The 20677-nt window shown below is 64.0% G+C and carries 20 protein-coding genes and 1 pseudogene; 12 read left to right on the top strand and 9 right to left on the bottom strand.

Annotated features, from left to right (window positions below; all coding sequences use genetic code 11):
- Nucleotides 1-29 precede the first annotated feature (29 nt).
- On the top strand, nucleotides 30-1157 hold the full coding sequence (locus LB535_RS26390) for an ATP-dependent RecD-like DNA helicase (RefSeq protein WP_095764795.1): 1128 nt from the start codon (nucleotides 30-32) through the stop codon (nucleotides 1155-1157).
- Nucleotides 1158-1387: 230 nt separating this feature from the next.
- Here the strand turns inward: LB535_RS26390 and LB535_RS26395 are convergent, their stop codons facing one another.
- A complete protein-coding gene (locus tag LB535_RS26395; RefSeq protein ID WP_224634259.1) occupies nucleotides 1388-1786 on the bottom strand; it encodes an STAS/SEC14 domain-containing protein in 399 nt (132 codons plus the stop codon).
- 109 nt (nucleotides 1787-1895) lie between these two features.
- On the opposite strand from LB535_RS26395, the gene LB535_RS26400 reads away from it, so the two are divergent.
- From LB535_RS26400 to LB535_RS26410, 3 genes are all read left to right on the top strand, one after another.
- Nucleotides 1896-2636 carry a pyridoxine 5'-phosphate synthase gene (locus tag LB535_RS26400; RefSeq protein WP_224522795.1) on the top strand — a complete coding sequence of 247 codons (741 nt, stop codon included), beginning with the start codon at nucleotides 1896-1898 and terminating at the stop codon, nucleotides 2634-2636.
- 86 nt (nucleotides 2637-2722) lie between these two features.
- Nucleotides 2723-4636 (top strand): potassium transporter Kup, encoded by a 1914-nt coding sequence (locus tag LB535_RS26405; RefSeq protein ID WP_224634260.1) that lies wholly within the window; start codon nucleotides 2723-2725, stop codon nucleotides 4634-4636.
- Nucleotides 4637-4783: 147 nt separating this feature from the next.
- The gene (locus tag LB535_RS26410) at nucleotides 4784-6700 is read left to right on the top strand and encodes a potassium transporter Kup (RefSeq protein ID WP_140839874.1); all 1917 of its coding nucleotides are present in this window, start codon (nucleotides 4784-4786) and stop codon (nucleotides 6698-6700) included.
- A 145-nt stretch (nucleotides 6701-6845) separates the two neighbouring features.
- On the opposite strand, the gene LB535_RS26415 is transcribed toward LB535_RS26410, so the two are convergent.
- Nucleotides 6846-7739 (bottom strand): SDR family oxidoreductase, encoded by an 894-nt coding sequence (locus tag LB535_RS26415; protein ID WP_224634261.1) that lies wholly within the window; start codon nucleotides 7737-7739, stop codon nucleotides 6846-6848.
- A gap of 267 nt (nucleotides 7740-8006) precedes the next feature.
- On the opposite strand from LB535_RS26415, the gene LB535_RS26420 reads away from it, so the two are divergent.
- A complete protein-coding gene (locus tag LB535_RS26420; RefSeq protein ID WP_095764800.1) occupies nucleotides 8007-8417 on the top strand; it encodes a winged helix-turn-helix transcriptional regulator in 411 nt (136 codons plus the stop codon).
- An 83-nt stretch (nucleotides 8418-8500) separates the two neighbouring features.
- On the top strand, nucleotides 8501-9730 hold the full coding sequence (locus tag LB535_RS26425) for an FAD-dependent oxidoreductase (protein WP_224634262.1): 1230 nt from the start codon (nucleotides 8501-8503) through the stop codon (nucleotides 9728-9730).
- On the opposite strand, the gene LB535_RS26430 is transcribed toward LB535_RS26425, so the two are convergent.
- Together LB535_RS26430 and LB535_RS26435 are read right to left on the bottom strand one after the other, a co-directional pair.
- Nucleotides 9684-10403 carry a glutathione S-transferase family protein gene (locus tag LB535_RS26430; RefSeq protein WP_224634263.1) on the bottom strand — a complete coding sequence of 240 codons (720 nt, stop codon included), beginning with the start codon at nucleotides 10401-10403 and terminating at the stop codon, nucleotides 9684-9686. The genes LB535_RS26425 and LB535_RS26430 overlap by 47 nt on opposite strands.
- A gap of 1 nt (nucleotide 10404) precedes the next feature.
- On the bottom strand, nucleotides 10405-10710 hold the full coding sequence (locus LB535_RS26435) for a Rieske (2Fe-2S) protein (RefSeq protein ID WP_224634264.1): 306 nt from the start codon (nucleotides 10708-10710) through the stop codon (nucleotides 10405-10407).
- 96 nt (nucleotides 10711-10806) lie between these two features.
- Here LB535_RS26435 and LB535_RS26440 point away from each other — a divergent pair, with 96 nt between their 5' ends.
- The 3 genes from LB535_RS26440 (at nucleotide 10807) to ilvC (ending at nucleotide 13091) form a co-directional block, all read left to right on the top strand.
- Nucleotides 10807-11262: a MarR family winged helix-turn-helix transcriptional regulator gene (locus LB535_RS26440; RefSeq protein WP_224634265.1), complete on the top strand. Its 456-nt coding sequence runs from the start codon at nucleotides 10807-10809 to the stop codon at nucleotides 11260-11262.
- A gap of 132 nt (nucleotides 11263-11394) precedes the next feature.
- Nucleotides 11395-12045 (top strand): TetR/AcrR family transcriptional regulator, encoded by a 651-nt coding sequence (locus LB535_RS26445; protein ID WP_263490954.1) that lies wholly within the window; start codon nucleotides 11395-11397, stop codon nucleotides 12043-12045.
- 26 nt (nucleotides 12046-12071) lie between these two features.
- Nucleotides 12072-13091 (top strand): ketol-acid reductoisomerase, encoded by a 1020-nt coding sequence (ilvC, locus tag LB535_RS26450; RefSeq protein ID WP_140724924.1) that lies wholly within the window; start codon nucleotides 12072-12074, stop codon nucleotides 13089-13091.
- 183 nt (nucleotides 13092-13274) lie between these two features.
- Here the strand turns inward: ilvC and LB535_RS26455 are convergent, their stop codons facing one another.
- Nucleotides 13275-13559 carry a PilZ domain-containing protein gene (locus LB535_RS26455; protein WP_095764807.1) on the bottom strand — a complete coding sequence of 95 codons (285 nt, stop codon included), beginning with the start codon at nucleotides 13557-13559 and terminating at the stop codon, nucleotides 13275-13277.
- A gap of 170 nt (nucleotides 13560-13729) precedes the next feature.
- Nucleotides 13730-14314: a BA14K family protein gene (locus LB535_RS26460; protein WP_224634266.1), complete on the bottom strand. Its 585-nt coding sequence runs from the start codon at nucleotides 14312-14314 to the stop codon at nucleotides 13730-13732.
- Between the two features lie 166 nt (nucleotides 14315-14480).
- On the opposite strand from LB535_RS26460, the gene LB535_RS26465 reads away from it, so the two are divergent.
- Both LB535_RS26465 and LB535_RS26470 read left to right on the top strand, forming a co-directional pair.
- Complete coding sequence (locus tag LB535_RS26465; protein WP_224634267.1) at nucleotides 14481-15593, top strand: endonuclease/exonuclease/phosphatase family protein; 1113 nt, start codon at nucleotides 14481-14483, stop codon at nucleotides 15591-15593.
- Nucleotides 15594-15598: 5 nt separating this feature from the next.
- Entirely contained in the window at nucleotides 15599-16315 is a 717-nt protein-coding gene (locus tag LB535_RS26470) for a hypothetical protein (RefSeq protein ID WP_224634298.1), read from the top strand.
- A gap of 74 nt (nucleotides 16316-16389) precedes the next feature.
- Here the strand turns inward: LB535_RS26470 and LB535_RS26475 are convergent, their stop codons facing one another.
- The 3 genes and pseudogenes from LB535_RS26475 to LB535_RS26485 form a co-directional block, all read right to left on the bottom strand.
- Nucleotides 16390-17607, bottom strand: coding sequence for an ABC transporter permease (locus LB535_RS26475; protein WP_224634268.1), 1218 nt, complete (start codon nucleotides 17605-17607; stop codon nucleotides 16390-16392).
- Nucleotides 17604-18308: an ABC transporter ATP-binding protein gene (locus LB535_RS26480; protein WP_224634269.1), complete on the bottom strand. Its 705-nt coding sequence runs from the start codon at nucleotides 18306-18308 to the stop codon at nucleotides 17604-17606. The genes LB535_RS26475 and LB535_RS26480 overlap by 4 nt, the downstream gene beginning before the upstream one ends.
- Nucleotides 18309-18312: 4 nt before the next feature.
- A pseudogene (locus tag LB535_RS26485) lies at nucleotides 18313-19588 on the bottom strand (efflux RND transporter periplasmic adaptor subunit).
- A 132-nt stretch (nucleotides 19589-19720) separates the two neighbouring features.
- Between LB535_RS26485 and LB535_RS26490 the strand changes: the two are divergent.
- On the top strand, nucleotides 19721-20623 hold the full coding sequence (locus LB535_RS26490) for a PhzF family phenazine biosynthesis protein (protein WP_224634271.1): 903 nt from the start codon (nucleotides 19721-19723) through the stop codon (nucleotides 20621-20623).
- Nucleotides 20624-20677: the final 54 nt, after the last annotated feature.

A 20677-nucleotide genomic window follows, 5' to 3' on the forward strand; every position in this document is an offset into this window, starting at 1 on the left:
TTCGCCTGCGAATCCGGTCTGTCGCACTGATGGAATTTTCTCCCCAGCAGGATGAGGCTTTGAAAGCGGTCGGGCGTTGGCTCAAGGAGGGCCGGCCGCAGGTCTTTCGGCTGTTCGGCTATGCCGGCACCGGCAAGACGACGCTGGCGCGCTATTTCGCCGAGCATGTCGACGGCCAGGTGCAGTTCGCCGCCTTCACTGGCAAGGCGGCGCAGGTGCTGCGCTCGAAGGGCGCGACCAACGCCCGCACCATCCATTCGCTGATCTACAGGCCGAAGGGCGAGGAATCGGTCGAGGACGAGGTGACCGGCAAGACCTCGATGTCGCCGACCTTCTCGCTCAACCGGCAAAGCCCGATTTCGCGCGCCAAGCTTGTCGTCATCGACGAATGCTCGATGGTCGACGAGCAGCTCGGTCGCGACCTGCAGAGTTTCGGCACGCCGATCCTGGTGCTCGGCGACCCGGCGCAGCTGCCGCCGATCTCGGGCGGCGGCTTCTTCACCGAGCATGAGCCGGACGTTCTGTTGACCGAGATCCATCGCCAGGCGCGCGACAATCCGATCATCCGGCTGGCGCTCGACGTGCGCGAGGGCCGCGAATTCATGCATGGCGACTACGGCACGGCGCAGGTGATCGGCAGGGAAGCAGTCAACCAGGAGCTGGTGCTCAAGGCCGATCAGGTGCTGGTCGGCACCAACCGCACGCGCCGGCGCTACAATCAAAGGCTGCGCGAGCTGAAGGGGTTCAACGCCGACTTCCCGCAAGCCGGCGACAAGCTGGTCTGCCTGCGCAACGACCCGGCCAAGGGGCTGCTCAACGGTTCGCTGTGGAAGGTGATGACCTCGTCGCGCGAGACGGTGAAGCCCGGCATCAACCTTTTGGTCTCGCCGGAAGAGGACGACCCCGACCGCGGCGTCGCCAAGATCAAGCTGCTCAAGGCGGCATTCGAGGATCCGGATGCCGAGATCCCCTGGCAGCAGAAGAAGCGCTTCGACGATTTCGATTACGGCTATGCGCTGACCGTGCACAAGGCACAGGGCTCGCAGTGGAACGACGTGGTGCTGTTCGACGAGAGCTGGGCGTTCAAGGAGACCAGGCAGCGCTGGCTCTACACCGCCATCACCCGCGCCGCCGAGCGGCTGACGGTCGTGCGCTAGGGTTGTTGGCATTCAGGTGAGGCCGGCCTGCAAATGGCGGCTTCCTGCGCTTCCGGTGCTCACATACGTCAAGCACGCTCCGCTCCGGCCTTCGCCGGCCGAAGCTCTCATAAGCGTCTCCGCTCTAGGAAGGCTAAGGCCGGCGTAGGCCGGTTCCCGGAAACCATCCAGTTTGGTCGCTTCGCGCCCGTCTTCGACTCCGGCTCGGTCTGACCTGAATCTCAACAACCCTAGTCCGTTGGTCTTGCGCCAAGCCATTGCCAGGCGGCTTCCTCGTCGTCGACGCCAAAGCGCCTGAATTCGAAAGGCAGCGTCTTGGGGAAAAGGCCGGCGACGAGCGGGGCCCAGCTCGGCTCGCCGATGGCCGCGCAGCGCACGACATGTTGCATCGCGTCGGCCACGCCCTGCTTGAGCGTGTCTTGCTTGATATTGGCCCAGTCGACGCTTTCCTCGTCAGTCAACCTCACCAGCACGTCGATCCTGGGATGCAGCGCGTAGGCGGCCTCCAGCAGGCCGAACAGGTTTTCCGCATCGGCCGGCGAGACATCGCCGACGACTTCGATGGCGAAAAGCGCATCGCGATTGGTCTCGATGCGGCGGATCGCCGGCACGGCTTCGAGGAAATTCACTGGCAAATCCTTATCTTAGCCTCCATCTATCCCCTGGAACACGCGAAACCCTCTATCTGTTCCCGTCAAAGGCGCTATAGATGCGCGCCGATCCACTGGACCCCAGCTCATGCCCGCCAAGCTTTCGGTCAATCTCAACGCCGTCGCCATGCTGCGCAACCGTCGCGACCTGCCATGGCCGAGCGTGACCGGACTTGGCCGCATAGCGCTTGCCGCCGGCGCGCACGGGCTGACGGTCCATCCGCGCCCTGACGAGCGGCACACCAGGTATTCCGACCTGCCGGAGATCAGGGCGCTGATCGATGATGAGTTTCCGGGCGCGGAGTTCAACATCGAGGGCTACCCGACCGAGGATTTTCTGGCGCTTGTCGAAAAGAACCAGCCCGAGCAAGTGACGCTGGTGCCGGACGACCCTGCGCAGGCGACTTCTGACCATGGCTGGAACTTCGTCGCCCAGGCGGCGTTCCTCACTCCGATCGTCAAGCGGTTGAAGAAGGGCGGGTTTCGCGTGTCTTTGTTTTCCGACGCGGATCCGGACGCGGTCAGTGCGGCTCGCGACACCGGCGCCGACCGCATCGAGCTCTATACCGGGCCATATGGAGGTTACCATTCTGATTCCGCAAAGGCGGCGAAAGAACTGGAAAGGTTGGGAAAAACCGCTGATGCGGCGTTCGCGGCCGGGCTCGGTGTCAATGCCGGCCACGATCTGACCGTGAAGAACCTGCCGCCGCTGGCCAAACGCATTCCGGCATTAGCCGAAGTATCGATCGGACATGGGTTGACAGCGGATGCGCTGGAGTATGGCATGGCCGGCACTGTCGGGCGGTTCTTGAAGGCCTGCGGATGGTAGGGCGCCTTGCGTAACTCCGGCAGTTTCGGTGCGTCCCGCGCGTTGCGGCGACCTCGAAGCGTGGCGAATCTGATGAAATGGGGTTCATGGTGCTAGCCAACGCCAGCGAGACGGAATCCCTCGAACGCTCGGGCCATGCCGAAACCGAGCGGCAGCACAGCACCAAGGTTCTCATGCTTGGCGCGCTGGGCGTCGTCTACGGCGATATCGGCACGAGCCCGATCTACGCCTTCCGCGAGGCGCTGCATGCCTCGTCAAGCTCGGTCGCCCGCCATGACGTGCTCGGCGTGCTGTCGCTGATCGTCTGGGCGCTCACCATCATCGTCACGATCAAATATGTCGCCTTCGTGCTCAGGGCCGACAACAAGGGCGAAGGCGGCACGCTGTCGCTGATGTCGCTGGCGCGCAGCGCCTACCCCCCGGGCTCGCGTTTCATCCTGGTTATCGGCCTTTGCGGCGCGGCCTTGTTCTTCGGCGATTCGATCATCACGCCGGCGATCTCGGTGCTTTCGGCGGTTGAGGGCCTGAAAGTCGTCACCCCGGCGCTCGATGCCTATGTGGTCCCGATCACGCTGGTCATCCTGGCCGTGCTTTTCGCCGTGCAACGCTTCGGCACGGGCAAGGTGGCGGCGGTGTTCGGACCGGTGACGGCGACATGGTTCGTGGCCATCGGAGCGGCTGGGGTCTATCATATCGTCGACGACCCGTCCGTCTTCCTGGCGATCAATCCATATTACGCGATCTATTATCTCGCCACCACGCCGACGGGCGCCTTCGTCACGGTGGGTGCCGTGTTCCTGGCCGTCACCGGCGCCGAGGCGCTCTATGTCGACCTCGGCCATTTCGGCCGCAAGCCGATCGTGATGGCCTGGTTCGCAATCGTTTTCCCTTGCCTGCTCCTGAATTATTTCGGGCAGGGCGCCTTCGTGCTCTCGCATGGCGGCAAGCCCACCAACCCGTTCTTCCAGATGCTGCCCGAATGGGCGCTGATGCCGATGGTGGGCCTGGCGACCGCGGCCACCGTCATCGCCAGCCAGGCCGTCATTTCCGGCGCCTTCTCGCTGACAAGGCAGGCGGTGCAGCTCAACCTTCTGCCCCGTATCGAAGTGCAGCATACTTCCGAGATGCAGAGCGGCCAGATCTATATGCCGAGGGTCAATCTCCTGGTGGCACTCGGCGTGATGCTTCTGGTCGTCGGTTTCGGCAGCTCGAGCGCGCTCGCCTCGGCCTATGGCATTTCGGTGACCGGCGAGATGCTGATGACGACGATCCTTTTGTTCGTCGTCATGCGCTGGCTCTGGAAATGGCAGGTTGCGGCCGCACTGGCGCTGGCATTGCTGTTCGGCGTCATCGATCTCGGCTTCTTCTCGGCCAACGTTGTCAAGATCGTCGAAGGGGGCTGGGTGTCGATCACCGTCGCCTGCCTCATGGGCCTGATCATGTGGACCTGGATCCGCGGAACCCGCTACCTTTTCGACAAGACGCGGCGCAACGAGATCCCGCTCGATTTCCTGGCGGGAAACCTGTTGAAGAAGAAGCCGCAGCTGGTCTCGGGCACCGCCGTGTTCCTGACCAGCGATCCGCTGAGCGCCCCCACGGCGCTGATGCACAGCCTCAAGCACTACAAGGTGCTGCACGAAAAGAACGTCATCCTGTCGGTGGTGACGGCGCCGCAGCCGGTCGTGCCGGACAGCGAGCGCGTGAAGCTGGAGACGGTCAACGAGCTGTTCATGCGGGTGACGCTGACCTTCGGCTACATGGAGCAGCCCAACATTCCACGCGCCTTGGCCATCTGCCGCAAGCAGGGCTGGAAGTTCGACATCATGACGACGTCGTTCTTCCTGTCGCGTCGTTCGCTTAAGGCCTCGCCCAATTCCGGCATGCCGGTCTGGCAGGACCGGCTGTTCATCGGCCTTGCGCGGACGGCAGCGGATGCGACGGAGTATTTCCAAATTCCCACCGGACGCGTGGTCGAGATCGGCACGCAGGTCGCTATCTGACGAGGCCGTTTCTATCGGATGACGATGCAGGCGCGCTCCGTGCACAGTGAAGCCGTGCGTCGGCGGCATGGGAGCCCTCACGCTAGGGCACTTGATATTGCACTGCAGCAAGCGTAGAGCACCGCGCGTTTTATCGGAGTGTGGTCCATGGCCCTTGCCAATGGTGCTGAGGCAGAACCCGTCGACCAATCGAGCCATCCAGAGATCGAACAGCACAGCGCCAAGGTGTTGATGCTGGGGGCGCTCGGCGTCGTCTATGGCGATATCGGCACGAGCCCGATCTACGCCTTCCGCGAGGCGCTGCACGCCTCGTCGGGCGGCGACGTGGCCAACCGCGCCGACATTCTAGGCGTGCTGTCGCTGATTATCTGGTCGCTCACCATCACGGTCACGGTGAAATACATCATGTTCGTGCTGCGCGCCGACAACCGCGGCGAGGGCGGCGTGCTGTCGCTGATGGCGCTGGCGCGCGGCACTTTTCCGACACGCTCGGCGATCGTGCTCGGCATCGGCATCGTCGGCGCGTCGCTGTTCTTCGGCGATGCCGTCATCACGCCAGCCATCTCGGTGCTGTCGGCGGTCGAGGGCATGAACGTCGTCACACCCGCCTTCCAGCCCTATGTGGTGCCGCTGACATTGCTCATTCTCGCAGCCGTGTTTGCGGTGCAGCGTTTCGGCACGGGCGGTGTGGGCCTGGTGTTCGGGCCGGTCACCGCCATATGGTTCCTTGCCATCGGCGTTTCCGGGCTGAAGCACATCATCTCGGACCCGGAAATCCTGTGGGCCATAAGCCCGCACTACATCGTGGCCTTCTTCATCAATTCGCCCGACGTGTCCTTCGTCACGGTCGGCGCCGTCTTCCTGGCCGTCACCGGCGCCGAGGCGCTCTATGCCGACCTCGGCCATTTCGGCCGTAAGCCGATCGTGCTGGCCTGGCTTGCGATCGTGTTTCCCTGCCTGCTTTTGAACTACGCCGGGCAGGGCGCCTATGTGCTTGCCAAGGGGGGCACGGTCGGCCACCCGTTTTTCGAGATGAATGAGGGCTGGGCACTCATCCCCATGGTGGTCCTTGCGACCGCAGCGACCGTGATCGCCAGCCAGGCCGTCATCTCCGGCGCCTATTCGCTGACCAGACAGGCGGTGCAGCTCAACATGCTGCCGCGACTCGAAATCCTGCATACGTCGGAGAAGCAGTCCGGCCAGGTTTATATGCCGCGCGTCAACATGCTCCTGGCGCTGGTGGTGATGCTGTTGGTGGTTGGCTTCGGCGAATCCAGCAGGCTGGCCTCGGCCTATGGCATTTCCGTCACAGGCAACATGCTGGTGACGACGACGCTGCTGTTCATCGTCATGACACGCATCTGGAAGTGGAATATCTGGCCGGCGATCGGCCTGACGGCGGTGTTCGCCCTGATCGACATAGGCTTCTTCGCCTCCAACATCGTCAAGGTGTTCGAGGGGGGCTGGGCCTCTCTCGCGGTCGCCTTCGCCATCATCCTGGGCATGTGGACCTGGGTGCGCGGCAGCCGCTACCTCTTCGACAAGACGCGGCGCAACGAGATCCCGCTCGATTTCCTGGCGGGAAACCTGTTGAAGAAGAAGCCGCAGCTGGTCTCGGGCACCGCCGTGTTCCTGACCAGCGATCCGCTGAGCGCGCCGACGGCGCTGATGCACAGCCTCAAGCACTACAAGGTGCTGCACGAAAAGAACGTCATCCTGTCGGTGGTGACGGCGCCGCAGCCTGTGGTGCCCGACAGCGAGCGCGTCAAGCTGGAGACGGTCAACGAGCTTTTCATGCGCGTGACGCTGACCTTCGGCTACATGGAGCAGCCGAACATTCCGCGCGCCTTGGCCATCTGCCGCAAGCAGGGCTGGAAGTTCGACATCATGACGACGTCGTTCTTCCTGTCGCGGCGCTCGCTTAAGGCCTCGCCCAATTCCGGCATGCCGATCTGGCAGGATCGGCTGTTCATCGGCCTGGCGAAGACCGCGTCGGACGCGACGGAGTATTTCCAGATTCCCACCGGACGCGTGGTGGAGATTGGCACGCAGGTCGCGATCTGAGAGGCTGCGCCGTGCCGGTCGCGGCTGGACACCGCATCTCGGAAAGGCGCGCTTGTCGCGACCGCTGAGAGCCTGATCCGGCTCGGATCCCCAAGAAATCGAAGTGAAGCGCGCCGGGGGGACGACCTCCCAGGCGCGCCAGACTTCAGCCGAGCAATGCGGCCTTGTTCGCTTCGAGGAACTGTTTCAGCGTGCGCGGCTTGCGGCCTGAGAGCTTCTCGACCGCATCGGTCACCTCGCCTATGCGGCCGGCGCGGGTGTTGGCATCGAAGGAGACGATGATGCGGGCGAAGTCCTCGGGAACGCCCGCCGCTTTCACCCCTTCGGTCAGCGCCTCGTCCGGCAGTTGGATGACCTCCAGCGGCTTGCCGGTCACTTCGCTTACCAGCGCCGCAATTTCATTCGTGGTATAGGCCTGCGGGCCGGTCAGCGTGTAGATGTGGCTTTCCTTGGAGCCGGATGCGAGGCCGGCGGCGATGGCGGCCGCCATATCGTCGCGCGCGCCGTGAGCGATGCGGCCGTCGGCGGCCGAGCTGTACCACTTGCCCGACGAAATGGCATGCGGCAGCGACCTGAACAGGTTCTCCTGATACCAGCCGTTGCGGAAGATGGTGTAGGGGATGCCGCTCGCCTTGATCGCCTCTTCGGTGCCGTAATGGTCGCCGGCAAACAGCACCGGCGAGCCGGGCTCCGGATTGGGCATTGAGGTGTAGAGCAGATGCGAGACCTTGGCCGCCTTGGCGGCGGCCACCGCTGCCTGGTGCTGCTTCAGGCGCCGGTCGCTTTTCAGGTCGAGCTCGCCGGTCGAGATGACAAGCACCCGGTCGGCGCCCGTGAACGCTGCTTCCAGCGAAGCCTTATCGTCGAAGTCGGCGGCTCTCACAGCGACGCCCCGCGCAGCCAGATCGGCGAGATTTTCCGGGTTGCGTGTGGTGGCGATGATATTGGCTGGCGCGACTTTCCGTTCGCCAAGCAGATGATTGATGACGGCGCGGCCAAGATGGCCGGAAGCACCGGTTACGAGAAGGGTTTCGGTCATCGGGTATCCCTTGAAAATGCCAATGGCGGGTCTGATTGCTGGTCTCAAAAAGAGACCAGCGCTAAAATAGGAATTGACCGCAGGCCGTAAAGAAGGCAGTTTTTCGGGAGGTAGGCACTGCCAGGGAACCACCCCGGCCGGCCTAAAGCGCGTCGCGATCTTTCAGATTCGCTCCATGCGCTAGGTTTGATTTTACGCATGTCTTTATCCCGAAACCGGTTCCCACTTTCGGGAGACATGCTTTAGTTTCGATCAGCGGATGTCGTGATGGACAGCAAGATCTTCAATCTGAAAGCCAAGCTCGAGGTCTACAAGGCCATGACGAACGGCGCCAATTTCGCCGATTGTCCGGTCCGCGACGTGATCCAGGGCATCAGCGGCAAATGGAGTTCGCTGCTGGTGATGGCACTGGCCGAGAAGCCCTATCGCTTTGGCGAGCTGCGCCGGCTGGTTCCCGACATCTCGCAGCGCATGCTGACGCAGACGCTCCATGATCTGCAGCGGGACGGCTACGTGCACCGCGAGGTGTTTCCGACCAAGCCGCCGAGCGTCGAATACAGCCTGACCGATCTTGGACGTTCGATGTTCCTGCCTCTGCAACAGCTCGTTCAATGGGCCGAACTCAATCATGACGCGGTGCGCGATGCGCGCGCCGCCTTCGACACCGCCCAGGGCTGATCTCTCGACACAAGCGTCAAAGCGCCCGATTGATCCGGCGCGTTCCAAGCGGGATTGTCCCCGCAGGGTCGGGTTGGGGGACGATGGGCAAGTCTTACGAGATCGCGATTGCCGGCGCTGGTCCGGCCGGGCTGGCGGCAGCGCTTTACCTCAAGCGGGCCGGACACAAGGTCATCATTTTCGAGCGTTTCGACGCGCCGAGGCCTGTCGGCTCAGGCCTCATCCTGCAGCCGACCGGGCTGACCGTGCTCGCCGATCTCAGCCTGCTCGATGAGATCCTTTCACTTGGCAGCCGCATCGAGCGGCTGCACGGCACTGACGCCGGCAGCGGGCGCACGGTGCTCGAAGTCCGCTATGACGCGCGGCGCGGCCGCCGCTTCGGCCTCGCCGTGCATCGGGCGGCGCTGTTCGGGGTGCTCTACCGCGCCGCCTTGCGCGAAGCGATTGCCATCGAAACCGATGTCGAGGTCGAAACGCTGGAAGTCGGCGAGCGCGCGACGCTGGTCTGCGGCAACGGCAGGCGGCTAGGACCGTTCGACCTCATTGTCGATGCCAGCGGCGCGCGCTCGAAACTGCGGTCATATCTCGGCGATAACGCCATGCCACGGCCGCTCGCCTATGGCGCATTCTGGGCGTCGCTTGGATGGCGGGACGGCTTTGACAGAAGCGCGCTGCTGCAGCGCTATGACAAGGCGAGCGTCATGGTCGGCGTGCTGCCGATCGGCCGGCCGGAGCCCGGCGCGCAAGAGATGGCGGCCTTCTTCTGGAGCCTCAAGCCGGCCGATGCTGAACAGATAAAGGCGAAGGGACTCGATGCCTGGAAAGCGAGGGTGGTCTCTGTGTGGCCAGAGTGCGAGGCTTTCACCAGCCAGATCGACAGTTTCGAGCAGCTCTCGCTCGCCCGCTATGGCCACCACACGATGACGCTGCCCGCCAGCCGGCGGCTTGCCGTCATCGGCGATGCCGCGCATTCGACCAGCCCGCAGCTCGGGCAAGGCGCGAACATGGCGCTGCTCGACGCCGCGGCGCTCAGCCATGCGCTGGAGCACGCGAACGGCATAGATGAAGCGCTGGCGACCTATGTAAGTGCGCGCCGTTGGCATGTGCGCGTCTTCCAGGCGCTGTCACGGTCGCTGACGCCATTCTACCAGTCGGACTCCGCGGCCTTGCCCTTTGTCCGCGACCGTATGGTGGCGGCGCTGGCGAGAGTTCCGCCAGGGCCGCAATTCCTTGCGGCCATGGTTGCTGGTACGGTAGTCGACCCGTTCAGGCGGATCGGGCTTGCGGAGTTGCAATGGCCTGCAGCCGGATGATCTCGGACAGGTAAGATCCCTTTGCCCGCAGGAAGGCATGCAGCCGCTGCGGATAGTCCAGACCGACGGCTTCCTTCACCGATTTCCGTTTGCTCAAGGCCGCGCGCCATGCCTGGACGAGCGGCTTGCCGTCCAGAATGCCGAAGTCGCCGATGCGGTCGAACGTGTCGAAATAGCGGAAGACCGGTCCGTAGACGGCGTCGACCAGCGAGAAACGATCTCCGGCGAACCACGGACCGCTTTGCCTTGCCGCGAGTTCTGCTTCCACACGCGCGAACATCCCGGACAAACCTCCGCTTTCATGGAGAAAAGCGGCTTCATCGGCAGCGGAATAGAAACCGCCGATGGCATTGAGGATCGCCGAGCCGAATTCGATCCAGGCGCGATGCCTGGCCCGCAGCAGCGGATCGGCAGGGTGCAAGGGATTGGCCTCCGTCTCCTCGAGAAATTCGAGAATGACGGCGGATTCGAAAATGACTTCCTGCGCGTCGCCATGCCGGACGCGCAGCAGCGGCACCTTGCCGAGCGGCGAGACCGCCTTGAACCAGTCGGGCTTGTTGGCAAGGTCGACATCGACCCGTTCGAACGGCACGCCTTTCTCGGCAAGCGAGATCGCGGCGCGCTGGACGTAGGGGCAGAGGTGATGGCTGACGAGGGTGAGCCTGGCGGTCATCTCATTCCCCCCAGACATAGTTCAGCGCGCCGTCTTCGACGCGGGTCGACAGGAACATCAGGCGGGAGCCCTTCGGCGCCGGGCCTTCCAGGCGCTCGCCGCTTGCCATGTCGAATTTCGCGCCGTGCCATTGGCAGACAAGTGAGCCGTCCTTGCATTCCAGCGGCCCGCCGAAATGCAGGCAGGCATTGGCCGCGGCGCGGATGCGCTCGCCACTGCGCCAGACATGGACCTCGCGGCCGAAGAAGGGCGCGATCAGGCTGCCGGTTTGCGGGATATCGGCGATCTTGCAGATTTCATGTTTCATCGGAGAACTCCATATCGATGCGTTTGCATCTATATGAATGCATTTGCATCGATCGTCAAGCTTGATGCATTTGCATCTATCCGCTAGGCTGCGCCGATGACGAAGAAATCCCCATCGCCCGAAGCCGTCACCGCCTGGGCGCGCCTCATGCGCGTCTCGCGCCAACTGGTCGAAAAGACCGAGGACGCGCTGAAGGCCAGCGGGCTGCCGCCGCTAGGCTGGTATGATGTGCTGCACGAGCTGGCGGAAGCGGGCGAGGGAGGGCTGCGGCCGTTCGAGCTGATCGACCGCGTCTTGCTGGCGCAGTATAGCGTCTCCCGGCTGCTGGCCCGGCTGGAGGCGGACGGCCTGGTCGAAAAGCTGCCGGTCTCCGATGACGGCCGGGGCCAGACCGTGCGCATCACGCCAAGCGGTCGGGACATGCGCCGCCGCATCTGGGCCGTCTATGGCGCTTCGATCGCGCAACTGATGGGCGACAGGCTTCCGGCCCAGGACCTGAAGACATTGGCCAGCCTGCTCGGACGGCTTCGCGATCCACCGACGAGCGATTAGCTGCCGAGCTTTTCGCTGTTTCCGCCGGTCATTTTTCGCCGCGCCCCTTGCATCCAAAACCGGAATGCGCAATAAGCCGAACCGTAACGTACGGTACGCATCCGAGCGACCGGAAAAACAGGACAGAACGTGCTGCAGGCAGGCGCCGACATCGACAACAGCGAGACGCTCACCGAGCGCCAGCAGGCCGTTCTGGATGCGGCGCTTCGCCTGCTGGTCGAGGAGGGCGACAACCTGACGATGACCGCGGTGGCGCGGCGGGCAAGCTGCTCCAAGGAAACGCTCTACAAATGGTTCGGCGACCGCGACGGGCTGCTGACGGCGACAGTGCAGTGGCAGGCGTCCAAAGTGCGCGTGGCGCCGGTCGATCGCGAAGGGCTCGACCTTGCCTCGCTGACCGCGAGCCTCGAACGCTTCGCATCCGACTGGCTCAAGGTAATTTCCAGCGACACCTCGATTGCGCTCAACCGTGTCGCGGTCAGCCATGCCGGCTCGGGCAAGGACGATCTCGGCGCCGTCGTGCTGCAGAACGGCCGCTTTGCCTTGGCGAAGCGCCTGAAGCCTGTGCTCGAAGCCGGACGCCAGGCAGGACTGCTCGATTTCGAGGACGCCGAGACGGCGTTCCGGACCTTTTTCGGCCTGGTCGGCCGGGACGTGCAGATTCGTCTGCTGCTCGGCGATCGGGTGGATTTGACTGGGGCGACGATCGGCGGCGATGCCCGCCGCGCGACGCAACAGTTTCTCGCTCTTTTCGGAGCAAAAACCGGGCCGCAGGCCCTCTGATCTTCAAAACGGGAAGGAAGACCACAATGCGTGTCTATTACGATCGTGACGCCGATCTGAACCTCATCAAGGGCAAGAAGGTCGCCATCATCGGCTATGGCAGCCAGGGCCGGGCGCACGCGCTCAATCTCAAGGATTCCGGCGTCAAGGAGATCGCCATCGGCCTGAAGGCCGGCTCGGCGACCGCCAAGAAGGTCGAGGCCGACGGGCTCAAGGTGATGAGCGTGGCGGACGCCGCCAAATGGGCCGACCTGATGATGATGGCGACGCCCGACGAATTGCAGGCCGACATCTACAAAAACGAGATCGCGCCGAACATCCGCGACGGCGCCGCGATCGCCTTCGCGCACGGCCTCAACGTGCATTTCGGCCTGATCGAGCCGAAGGCTTCGGTCGACGTCGTCATGATCGCGCCGAAGGGCCCGGGCCACACGGTGCGCGGCGAATACCAGAAGGGCGGCGGCGTGCCGTGCCTGGTGGCCGTCAACCAGGACGCTTCGGGCAACGCGCTCGACCTCGCGCTCTCCTACGCCTGCGGCGTCGGCGGCGGCCGCTCGGGCATCATCGAGACCAATTTCCGCGAGGAATGCGAGACCGACCTGTTCGGCGAGCAGGTGGTGCTGTGCGGCGGCCTGGTCGAGTTGATCCGCGCTGGTTTCGAGACGCTGGTGGAAGCCGGCTACGCGCCGGAAATGGCCTATTTCGAGTGCCTGCACGAGGTGAAGCTGATCGTCGACCTGATCTATGAAGGCGGCATCGCCAACATGAACTACTCGATCTCGAACACCGCCGAATGGGGCGAATATGTCTCGGGTCCGCGCATCATCACCGCCGAGACCAAGGCCGAGATGAAGCGCATCCTGAAGGACATCCAGACCGGCAAGTTCACCTCGGAATGGATGCAGGAATATCGCGCCGGCCTGTCGCGCTTCAAGGGCATCCGCCGTGGCAACGACAGCCACCAGATCGAGGAAGTCGGCGCCAAGCTGCGCGCGATGATGCCGTGGATCGCCAAGAACAAGCTGGTCGACAAGGCGAAGAACTAAGGCGATCCACATCTTTTTGCCTGCGCGTCCTCGGGCTTCGCCCTGCGGTCGCGCGGGTGATCGCCAAGAACAAGCTGGTCGACAAGGCGAAGAACTGATCTTCGATTTCACCGTTGCATCCCATAGGCCGGCGGAGCGATCCGCCGGCCTTTCTTTGCCAAGCTAGCTGGTCGGGTCCGGGATCTAGCCGTAGTGCCAGTGCGGCTTGGGCTCGGTGCCGGTGAACTCGACGCCGATGCGGTCCTCGCGGCGCCAACGCACCACCGCCCTGTAGCCGATGCCGTCGATCGGCACATAGAGAAGGAATTCGTCCGGCACGCGCGCATCGATCGGCACTTTCAACTCTGCGCCGTTAGCATGCATGTTGCGCACCGTGCATCTGACCTCGGAATTGTTGATGCCGGTCAGGATCGCCGCGCCTTTGAGCACGCGTTGCCTGTGTTGGTTTCTGTGTTCGTTTTCGGCCATGGCGTGCACGTCTCGCACCCCGTTCGCGCGAATCGTCATATTGAGGGACAACGGCATGGATGAATAGCCGCCGCCGATGAATTTAGGGTTATCGGCCGATGGCGGACACAGGTTCGGCAAAATAAAACGGCGCCGCGAAGGGCGCCGTCTCATCCTTCCTGCCGAAGGGCTCAGATATAGGGCGATATGCACTGCCGGCGCGGGCCGTAATTGGGCTGGAACGTATTGTCCCAGGCCCGATAGGACCGGTAGCGGTCGTAGCACCATTGGACATGGGCCCTGGAAAGCCGCTCGGTCCGGTAGATGCGCCGCGGCTGAACGTAGCGCGGGTAGGGGTCGTAATAATATGGATCGTAGTAGTTGTTGTAGGCGAGGCTACCCAGGCCCAGGCCTAGCCCAAGCCCCAGAAGGGCGGCGTCACCATTGTCGAAGCGCCGATGATGGCGATGATGCCGCCAGCGCCAGTCGCCGCCATCCCAGTTGCGGGAGAAATGACGAGAGCGGAAGTCGTCGCCGCGCCATCTGAAATCCCGGCCCCGCCAGTCGCCACCGCGCCGCCAGCGCCAATCATACATCCCCCGCCGGTCATTGCCGCCGGCCCAGCTGTCGCGGATGGGTATGATGGTTGCCGCCGTGCTGGTTGCGGTCGACAGATCGGGTTGCAGGATCGGGCCGGCCACCGACGGTGCCGTCACGCCGGCAACGAAACCGAGGGCCAGGAGCCCGGATCGAAGGGAAGAGAAAAGCGGTTTCATTTCACTCTCCAAGGAGCAAAGGCCCCACGCCCAGCACACCCCGGGAAGAGGCCCATTGTTGGAACTTTCCGTCTGAACGGAGGATGAACGGAAAGGTTCCATCAACCATAACGAGCATCGGCCTGGCTCTTGTTTTCGTCCCCGCTTGCGGGCAAAGGTCACGGCCATGTCGCTTCGGCTTGCCACCTTCAACGTCGAGAACCTGATGAGCAGGTTCGATTTCTCGGGCTATCGCAACCAGCTCAATGAAGACCGCACGCTGGCGCTGTTCGATATCCAGAGCGAGGCCGAATACCGGGTTCTCGAGCAGGCCCGTGCCATCGCCCAGTCCGACGACACGCGCCAGCTGACGGCGCTCGCCATAGCAGCCACCCGCGCCGACATCATCTGCATGCAGGAGGTCGACAATATCGAGGCGCTGAAGGCTTTCGAATATGGCTATCTGTTCAAGATGATCGGCCAGGGCTACCGGCAGAAATACACCACCGCCGGCAACGATACGCGCGGCATCGATGTCGCGGTGATGATGCGCAACGAAACAGCGCAAGGGCAGCCGATCGACTTCGTGCGCATGACCAGCCACGCCTATGTCACCTTCGAGGAGTTCGGGCTGTTCACGCCGGAGCTCGCCGCGCTCGGCTATCTCGCCAATGAGCGTGTCTTTCGCCGCGACTGCCTGGAGATCGACCTGAGGGTCGGCGGCGTGCCGTTAACGCTCTATCTGGTGCATTTCAAATCGATGGGGCCGCCGCGCAACGGGCTGGATGGCCGCCAGGCGTCGATGCCGCTGCGCATCGCGGAAGCGCAAGCGGTGCGCCGAATCGTCGAGGAGCGTTTCGGCAAGGACCATGCCGCCGACAAACGCTGGGCGATCTGCGGCGACATGAACGATTACCGGCAACGCGTGAAGATCGATGGCGACGCCATCGACGGCTACCGTTTCGAGGTCATAGACGAAGCCCGGTCCTCGATCGATGTGCTCACCGCCGGCGGCTTTTGCGAGAATGTTGTCGAGCGGCGTCCGGAGATGGACCGCTGGAGCTTCTACCATACACGCGGCCCGGAGGAGCGGCACCTTTGCCAGCTCGACTATATCCTGCTGTCGAAGGGGCTGGCCGCGAAGAACGCCACCGCCGTTCCCGACATCATCCGCAACGGCCAGCCCTGGCGCACCATCTTTCCGCCCGGACAGGAGGTCGTACGTTTCCCGCGCGCGGGCTGGGACAGGCCGAAAGCGTCGGACCATTGCCCGGTGGCGATCACACTGGACATGGCATGACGCTGTTGAGTTTCGACCTGCCGCGCAACGTCATCCTTCCGGTCGATGCGGTCGACGTCCGCCTCGATCCCGGCCCACATCCCTTCGCGCTGAGCAATGCGGCAGCCATCGCCGAGAACTGGCGGCGGGAGATCGCCGCCAATCCGGCATTGTTCGACGGCGCTGTGGTGCTGCTTGCCGAGCTTGCCTACCGCGACGGTCGCCTCGTCGGCCGCTGCCACGCAGTCAACTATTCGACCTTCATGCTGTGGCGCAAGCGGCGCGAGAATTCCGGCGCCGAGCACGCCTACGCGCATGCCGTGTTGGTCGCCGGCGACAATGCGCTGGTCGCGATCCGCATGGGGCCGCATACGGTCAATGCCGGCCGCGTCTATTTCGCCGCCGGCTCGTTCGAGCCGATCGATTTCCGCGACGGACTGGTCGATGTCGACTTCAACATGATCCGCGAGGTGAGGGAGGAGACCGGCCTCGACCTTTCGACGGCTGAACGCGGACGGCGCTATCACGCGCTATCGACGGCAAGCGGTACGGTCATCTTCCGCCGCTACCGGGTCGCGGAGTCCGCCGACGAGTTGGCGCGCCGCATCAGCGCCTTCGTCGCTACCGAGACAGACCCGGAGATCGAAGGGCCGGTGATCATCCGCCACGCCGGCGATCTGCCCGCCGGCCTGATGCCGCACATGAAGCCGCTGGTCGAATGGCATTTCGGCGGCGATCGTTAGCGGCACCCCCCGCTCTTTCAGCGCCGCCTCACCGCAAGATCAGGGGGGCACAGGCGCGGAACGTTGTTTTCTGACTATTCGTGCCTGAGCGCGTCGATCGGGTCGAGCCTTGCGCCGCGCAGCGCCGGGAAGAAGCCGAACACCATGCCGATCAGCGCCGAGAAGCCGACGGCGAGCAGGATGACGGCGGGGCTTGGCGCGAAAGGTATCGTCAGCGTCATCGAGGCGAGGCCAGCCAGCGAAAGCCCGATCAGGATGCCGATGATGCCGCCAAAGAGCGACAGCACCGTCGCCTCGACCAGGAACTGGATGAGGATGTGTTTTTCATGCGCGCCGATGGCCAGCCTGATGCCGATCTCGCGCGTGCGTTCGGTGACCGAGACCAGCATGATGTTCATGATGCCAATGCCGCCGACCAGCAGGCTGACGCCGGCGACGGCGCCGAGCATGCCGGTCATGGTCGTGGTGGCGCTGGTCATCGCATCGGCGATCTGGGTCATGTCGCGGATGGCGAAATCGGGATCGCGGTCGGGCGTGATACGGCGTGTGTCGCGCAAAATGTCCTCGACGCGCGGCTGCAGCTCGGTGGTCGGGGTGCGGTCGTCGGCGGCGATATAGATGTTGTCGATGTCGCGGTTGCCGGCGATGCGCCGTTGATAGGCGTGCAGCGGCATCAGCACGACATTGTCCTGGTCCTGGCCGAAGCCGGTATAGCCCTTGGCCTCGAGCAGGCCGATGATCTTGCAGGAGGTGCGGTTGACGCGGATGACCTCACCCTCCGGATCGCCGGCGCCGAAGAATTGCTGGCGCACGGTTTCGCCGATCAGGCACACACCGGCGCCGGCGCGCGTTTCGGAATCGCTGAACGGGCGGCCTGACACCAGTTTCCAGTCGCGGGCGTCGAGATAGGCGCTGTCGGTGCCGGTCACGCCCGAGGTCAGGCTTTCGGTGCCGAAGATGACGCGGACCTGCTTTTGCGAGGCAGGCGAAATCGCGCGCGCGCCGCTCAGATGCGCGACGAGCGCGGCGACATCCTTTTCGGCCAGCGGCCGCACCGCCTGGTCGAGCCCTCCCGGTCCGCCGGGGCCTGCCGGCCGGCCGGCGCGGACGACGAGCAGGTTGCTGCCGAGCTTGGAAATATCGGCCTTGACCTTCTCCGTCGTGCCGGAGCCGATGGTGAGCATGGCGATGACGGCCGCGACCCCGATGACGATGCCAAGCAGCGTCAGGAACGAGCGCAATACGTTGCGGCGGATCGAGCGCAGCGAGAGGCGGACGGTCTCCCAGATCATGCCGCTTGCTCCGCTAAGGTGTCGGAGGCGACATGGCCGTCGAGGAAACGGACGGTGCGGCCGGCATAGTCCGCCACATCGGCCTCATGCGTGACCATGACGATGGAGAGCCCGAGTTCGGCGTTGAGCCTTGTCAGCAGTTCCATGATCTCGTGTGTGCGCGCCGTGTCGAGATTGCCGGTGGGCTCGTCGGCGACGAGTAGCGTCGGTCTGGTGACGATGGCGCGGGCTATCGCCACGCGCTGCTGCTGGCCGCCGGAAAGCTCGGCCGGCGTGTGGTGCTCGCGCCCGACCAGTCCGACCTCGGCCAGCGCCTGCATGGCGAGATCTCGGCGCTCACGCGCTGCAACGCCGCGATAGATCAGCGGCAGCTCGACATTTTCCGCGGCGGTGGTGCGCGGCAGCAGATTATAGCCTTGGAAGACGAAGCCGACATAGAGGTTGCGCAAAAGCGCGCGGCGGTTGCGGTCGAGGCGGCCCGCATCGATGCCCATGAAACAGTAGGTTCCGGCCGTCGGCGTATCGAGGCAACCGATGATGTTCATCGCCGTCGATTTGCCCGAGCCCGAGGGACCCATGATGGCGACGAATTCGCCGCGCCGGATGGCGAGATCGACGCCGGCCAGCGCCTGCACGCGAGCCTCGCCCTCGCCATAGGTTTTCCAGACCTGGTCGAAATCGATGAGCAGGGGAGCCGACATTTCGTCAGCTCCGCTGCTGCGCGCCGGTGATGACTTGCGCGCCTTCGTCGAGGCCGGAGGTGATCTCGGTCAGCTCGCCGTCGGTCGAGCCGATCCTGACGTTGACCGGACGTGGCCGGCCATTCTCCAGCACATAGAGCGTGCGCGAGCCGTCGGTCGGCGCCTTCGTTGCCTCGCGCTGCCGGTTGGGGCGGCCCACGCGGCCGGTGAAGAGGTCGCTAAGGCTCCAGCCGCGTGCCTGCTGTTGCATCGGGCGATAGCGGAAGGCGGTCGACGGGACGGTAAGCACGCTTTTGGCCTGCCGGGTCACGACCGAGACCGTGGCCGTCATACCGGGCCGCAAGAGAAGCTCGCCATTGTCGACTTCGAGGCGGGCATTGTAGGTGACGACGCCATCGGTGGTGACCGAGGCGTAGGAGATGTCGCGGATCTCGGCGTCGAAGGGTCGGTCCGGGAAAGCGTCGACGGTGAAGCGGGCATGCTGGCCGGGCTTGACCTGGCCGATATCGGCCTCGTCGACCGCGGCCTGCAATTCCATGTTGCGAAGGTCGGCGGCGATGACGAAGAGCACCGGCGCCTGCAGGGAGGACGCGACGGTCTGGCCGGGATCGACCGAGCGCGTCAGCACGATGCCGTCGATCGGCGCATAGATGGTGCTCTTGGCGAGATCGGTCTGCTGCGCCTTGAGATCTGCCTGGGCGATGGCGAGATTGGCTTCGGCGCTGTCGAGCGCCGCCTTCGAGCGGTCGCGCGTCGCCGTCGCCGCTTCGAGCGACTGGTCCGTCGCCATGCCGCGCTTGGTCAGCGCGTTTGCGCGCACAACCGCGTTCTCGTTTTCCTGCAAGGTCACCTTGGCGTCCTCGACGGCGGCCGACGCCGCCTTGGCGGAGGCGGTGGCGCGCTCGATCTGGACTTCGAGCTTGGCGGTGTCGAGCGTCGCCAGCACGTCGCCCTTCTTGACCTGCTGGTTTTCATTGGCCGCGACCGAGCGGACGATTCCGGAAAGCTCGCTGGAGATGTCGACCTGGGTCAGCGGCTGCAGCGTGCCGGTGGCCGATACCGCGACAGTGAGGTCGGCGATCGCCGCGGGCACGGTGGTGTATTCTATCCTGGGAGGTGCTGCGGCATACGACCGATAGAGGGCAATGCCGGCCGTGATGATCGCTATCGTCAGCAGCGCGTAGAACCAGAAGCGGCGACGCTTGCGGCTTACGCCCTTGCGGTCGAGCCTCTATGGAAGTACCGGATTCCGCGTTTGGCGGATTGACAAGCTGGTCCACGCCGGACCCCTATGCTGAAAATGGATGTCCCTATCCGTCCACAAATCAGGCCTTAAGGTTCGAATTTCAAATTAAATTTCCCTCATGTTTGGATTGAGGCAGAAATTCGGGGCGAGGCGAAAGGTTTTCTCCATGGCGCGCAATTACTTGCTTTACGATGTGTTTACCACCGAAAGGCTGGCTGGAAATCCGCTTGCGGTGGTGCTGGACAACGACGGGCTCGACACTGCCGGCATGCAGGCGATCGCACGTGAATTCAATCTGTCTGAGACAGTGTTCGTGCTGCCTCCCGACAATCCGAAGCATCGCAACCGCATACGCATCTTCACGCCCGACTATGAGATGCCTTTCGCGGGGCATCCGACGGTCGGCTCGGCGATCGCGCTGGCCGAACTCGCCGGCGAGGCCGCCGGCATTTTCGTGCTGGAGGAGAATATCGGGCCGGTGCGTTGCGCGGTGAGCAAGCATGACGGCTCGACATTCGCTGAGTTCGACCTGGCGAAACTGCCGGAACCGCTGGAGCTCAAGGCTGACCCGGACGCGATCGGCGCCGCGCTCGGCCTTGCCCCGCACGAGATCGGCTTCGAGAATCACCGCGTTGCCTTCTGGTCGGCCGGCGTGCCTTATGTGACGATTCCCGTTGCCGGCCTGGAGGAGGCGGCCAAGATCCGGCTCGACAACCAGGCGTGGTCGGAACTGGCGCCGCGCAAGAGCGAATGGGCCTTCGCCAGCCCCTATGTCTATTGCCGCGAGCGGGTCCATCACGACAGCGCCTTCCACGTGCGCATGATCGTGCCCGGCACGCCTTCCTATGAGGACCCGGCGACCGGTTCGGCCGCGGCCGCCTTTGCCGGCGCCGTCATGCATTTCGACGCCCCGACCGACGGCATCTCGCAGCTCTGGATCGAGCAGGGGCTGGAAATGGGCCGGCCGTCGCGCATCCGGCTCGAGCTCAATGTCGATGGCGGGAAACTGGCCTCCGCGCGCATTGGCGGCCACGCGGTCAAGGTGGCTGAAGGCAAGCTATTCGTGTGACACCTGCGGGCTTTTTTGGCAGGCATGATCTTTTCCCGAAAAACCGGAATCCAC

Origin of the sequence: Mesorhizobium sp. CA10 (assembly GCF_020165285.1) — a bacterium.
Lineage (GTDB): Bacteria > Pseudomonadota > Alphaproteobacteria > Rhizobiales > Rhizobiaceae > Mesorhizobium.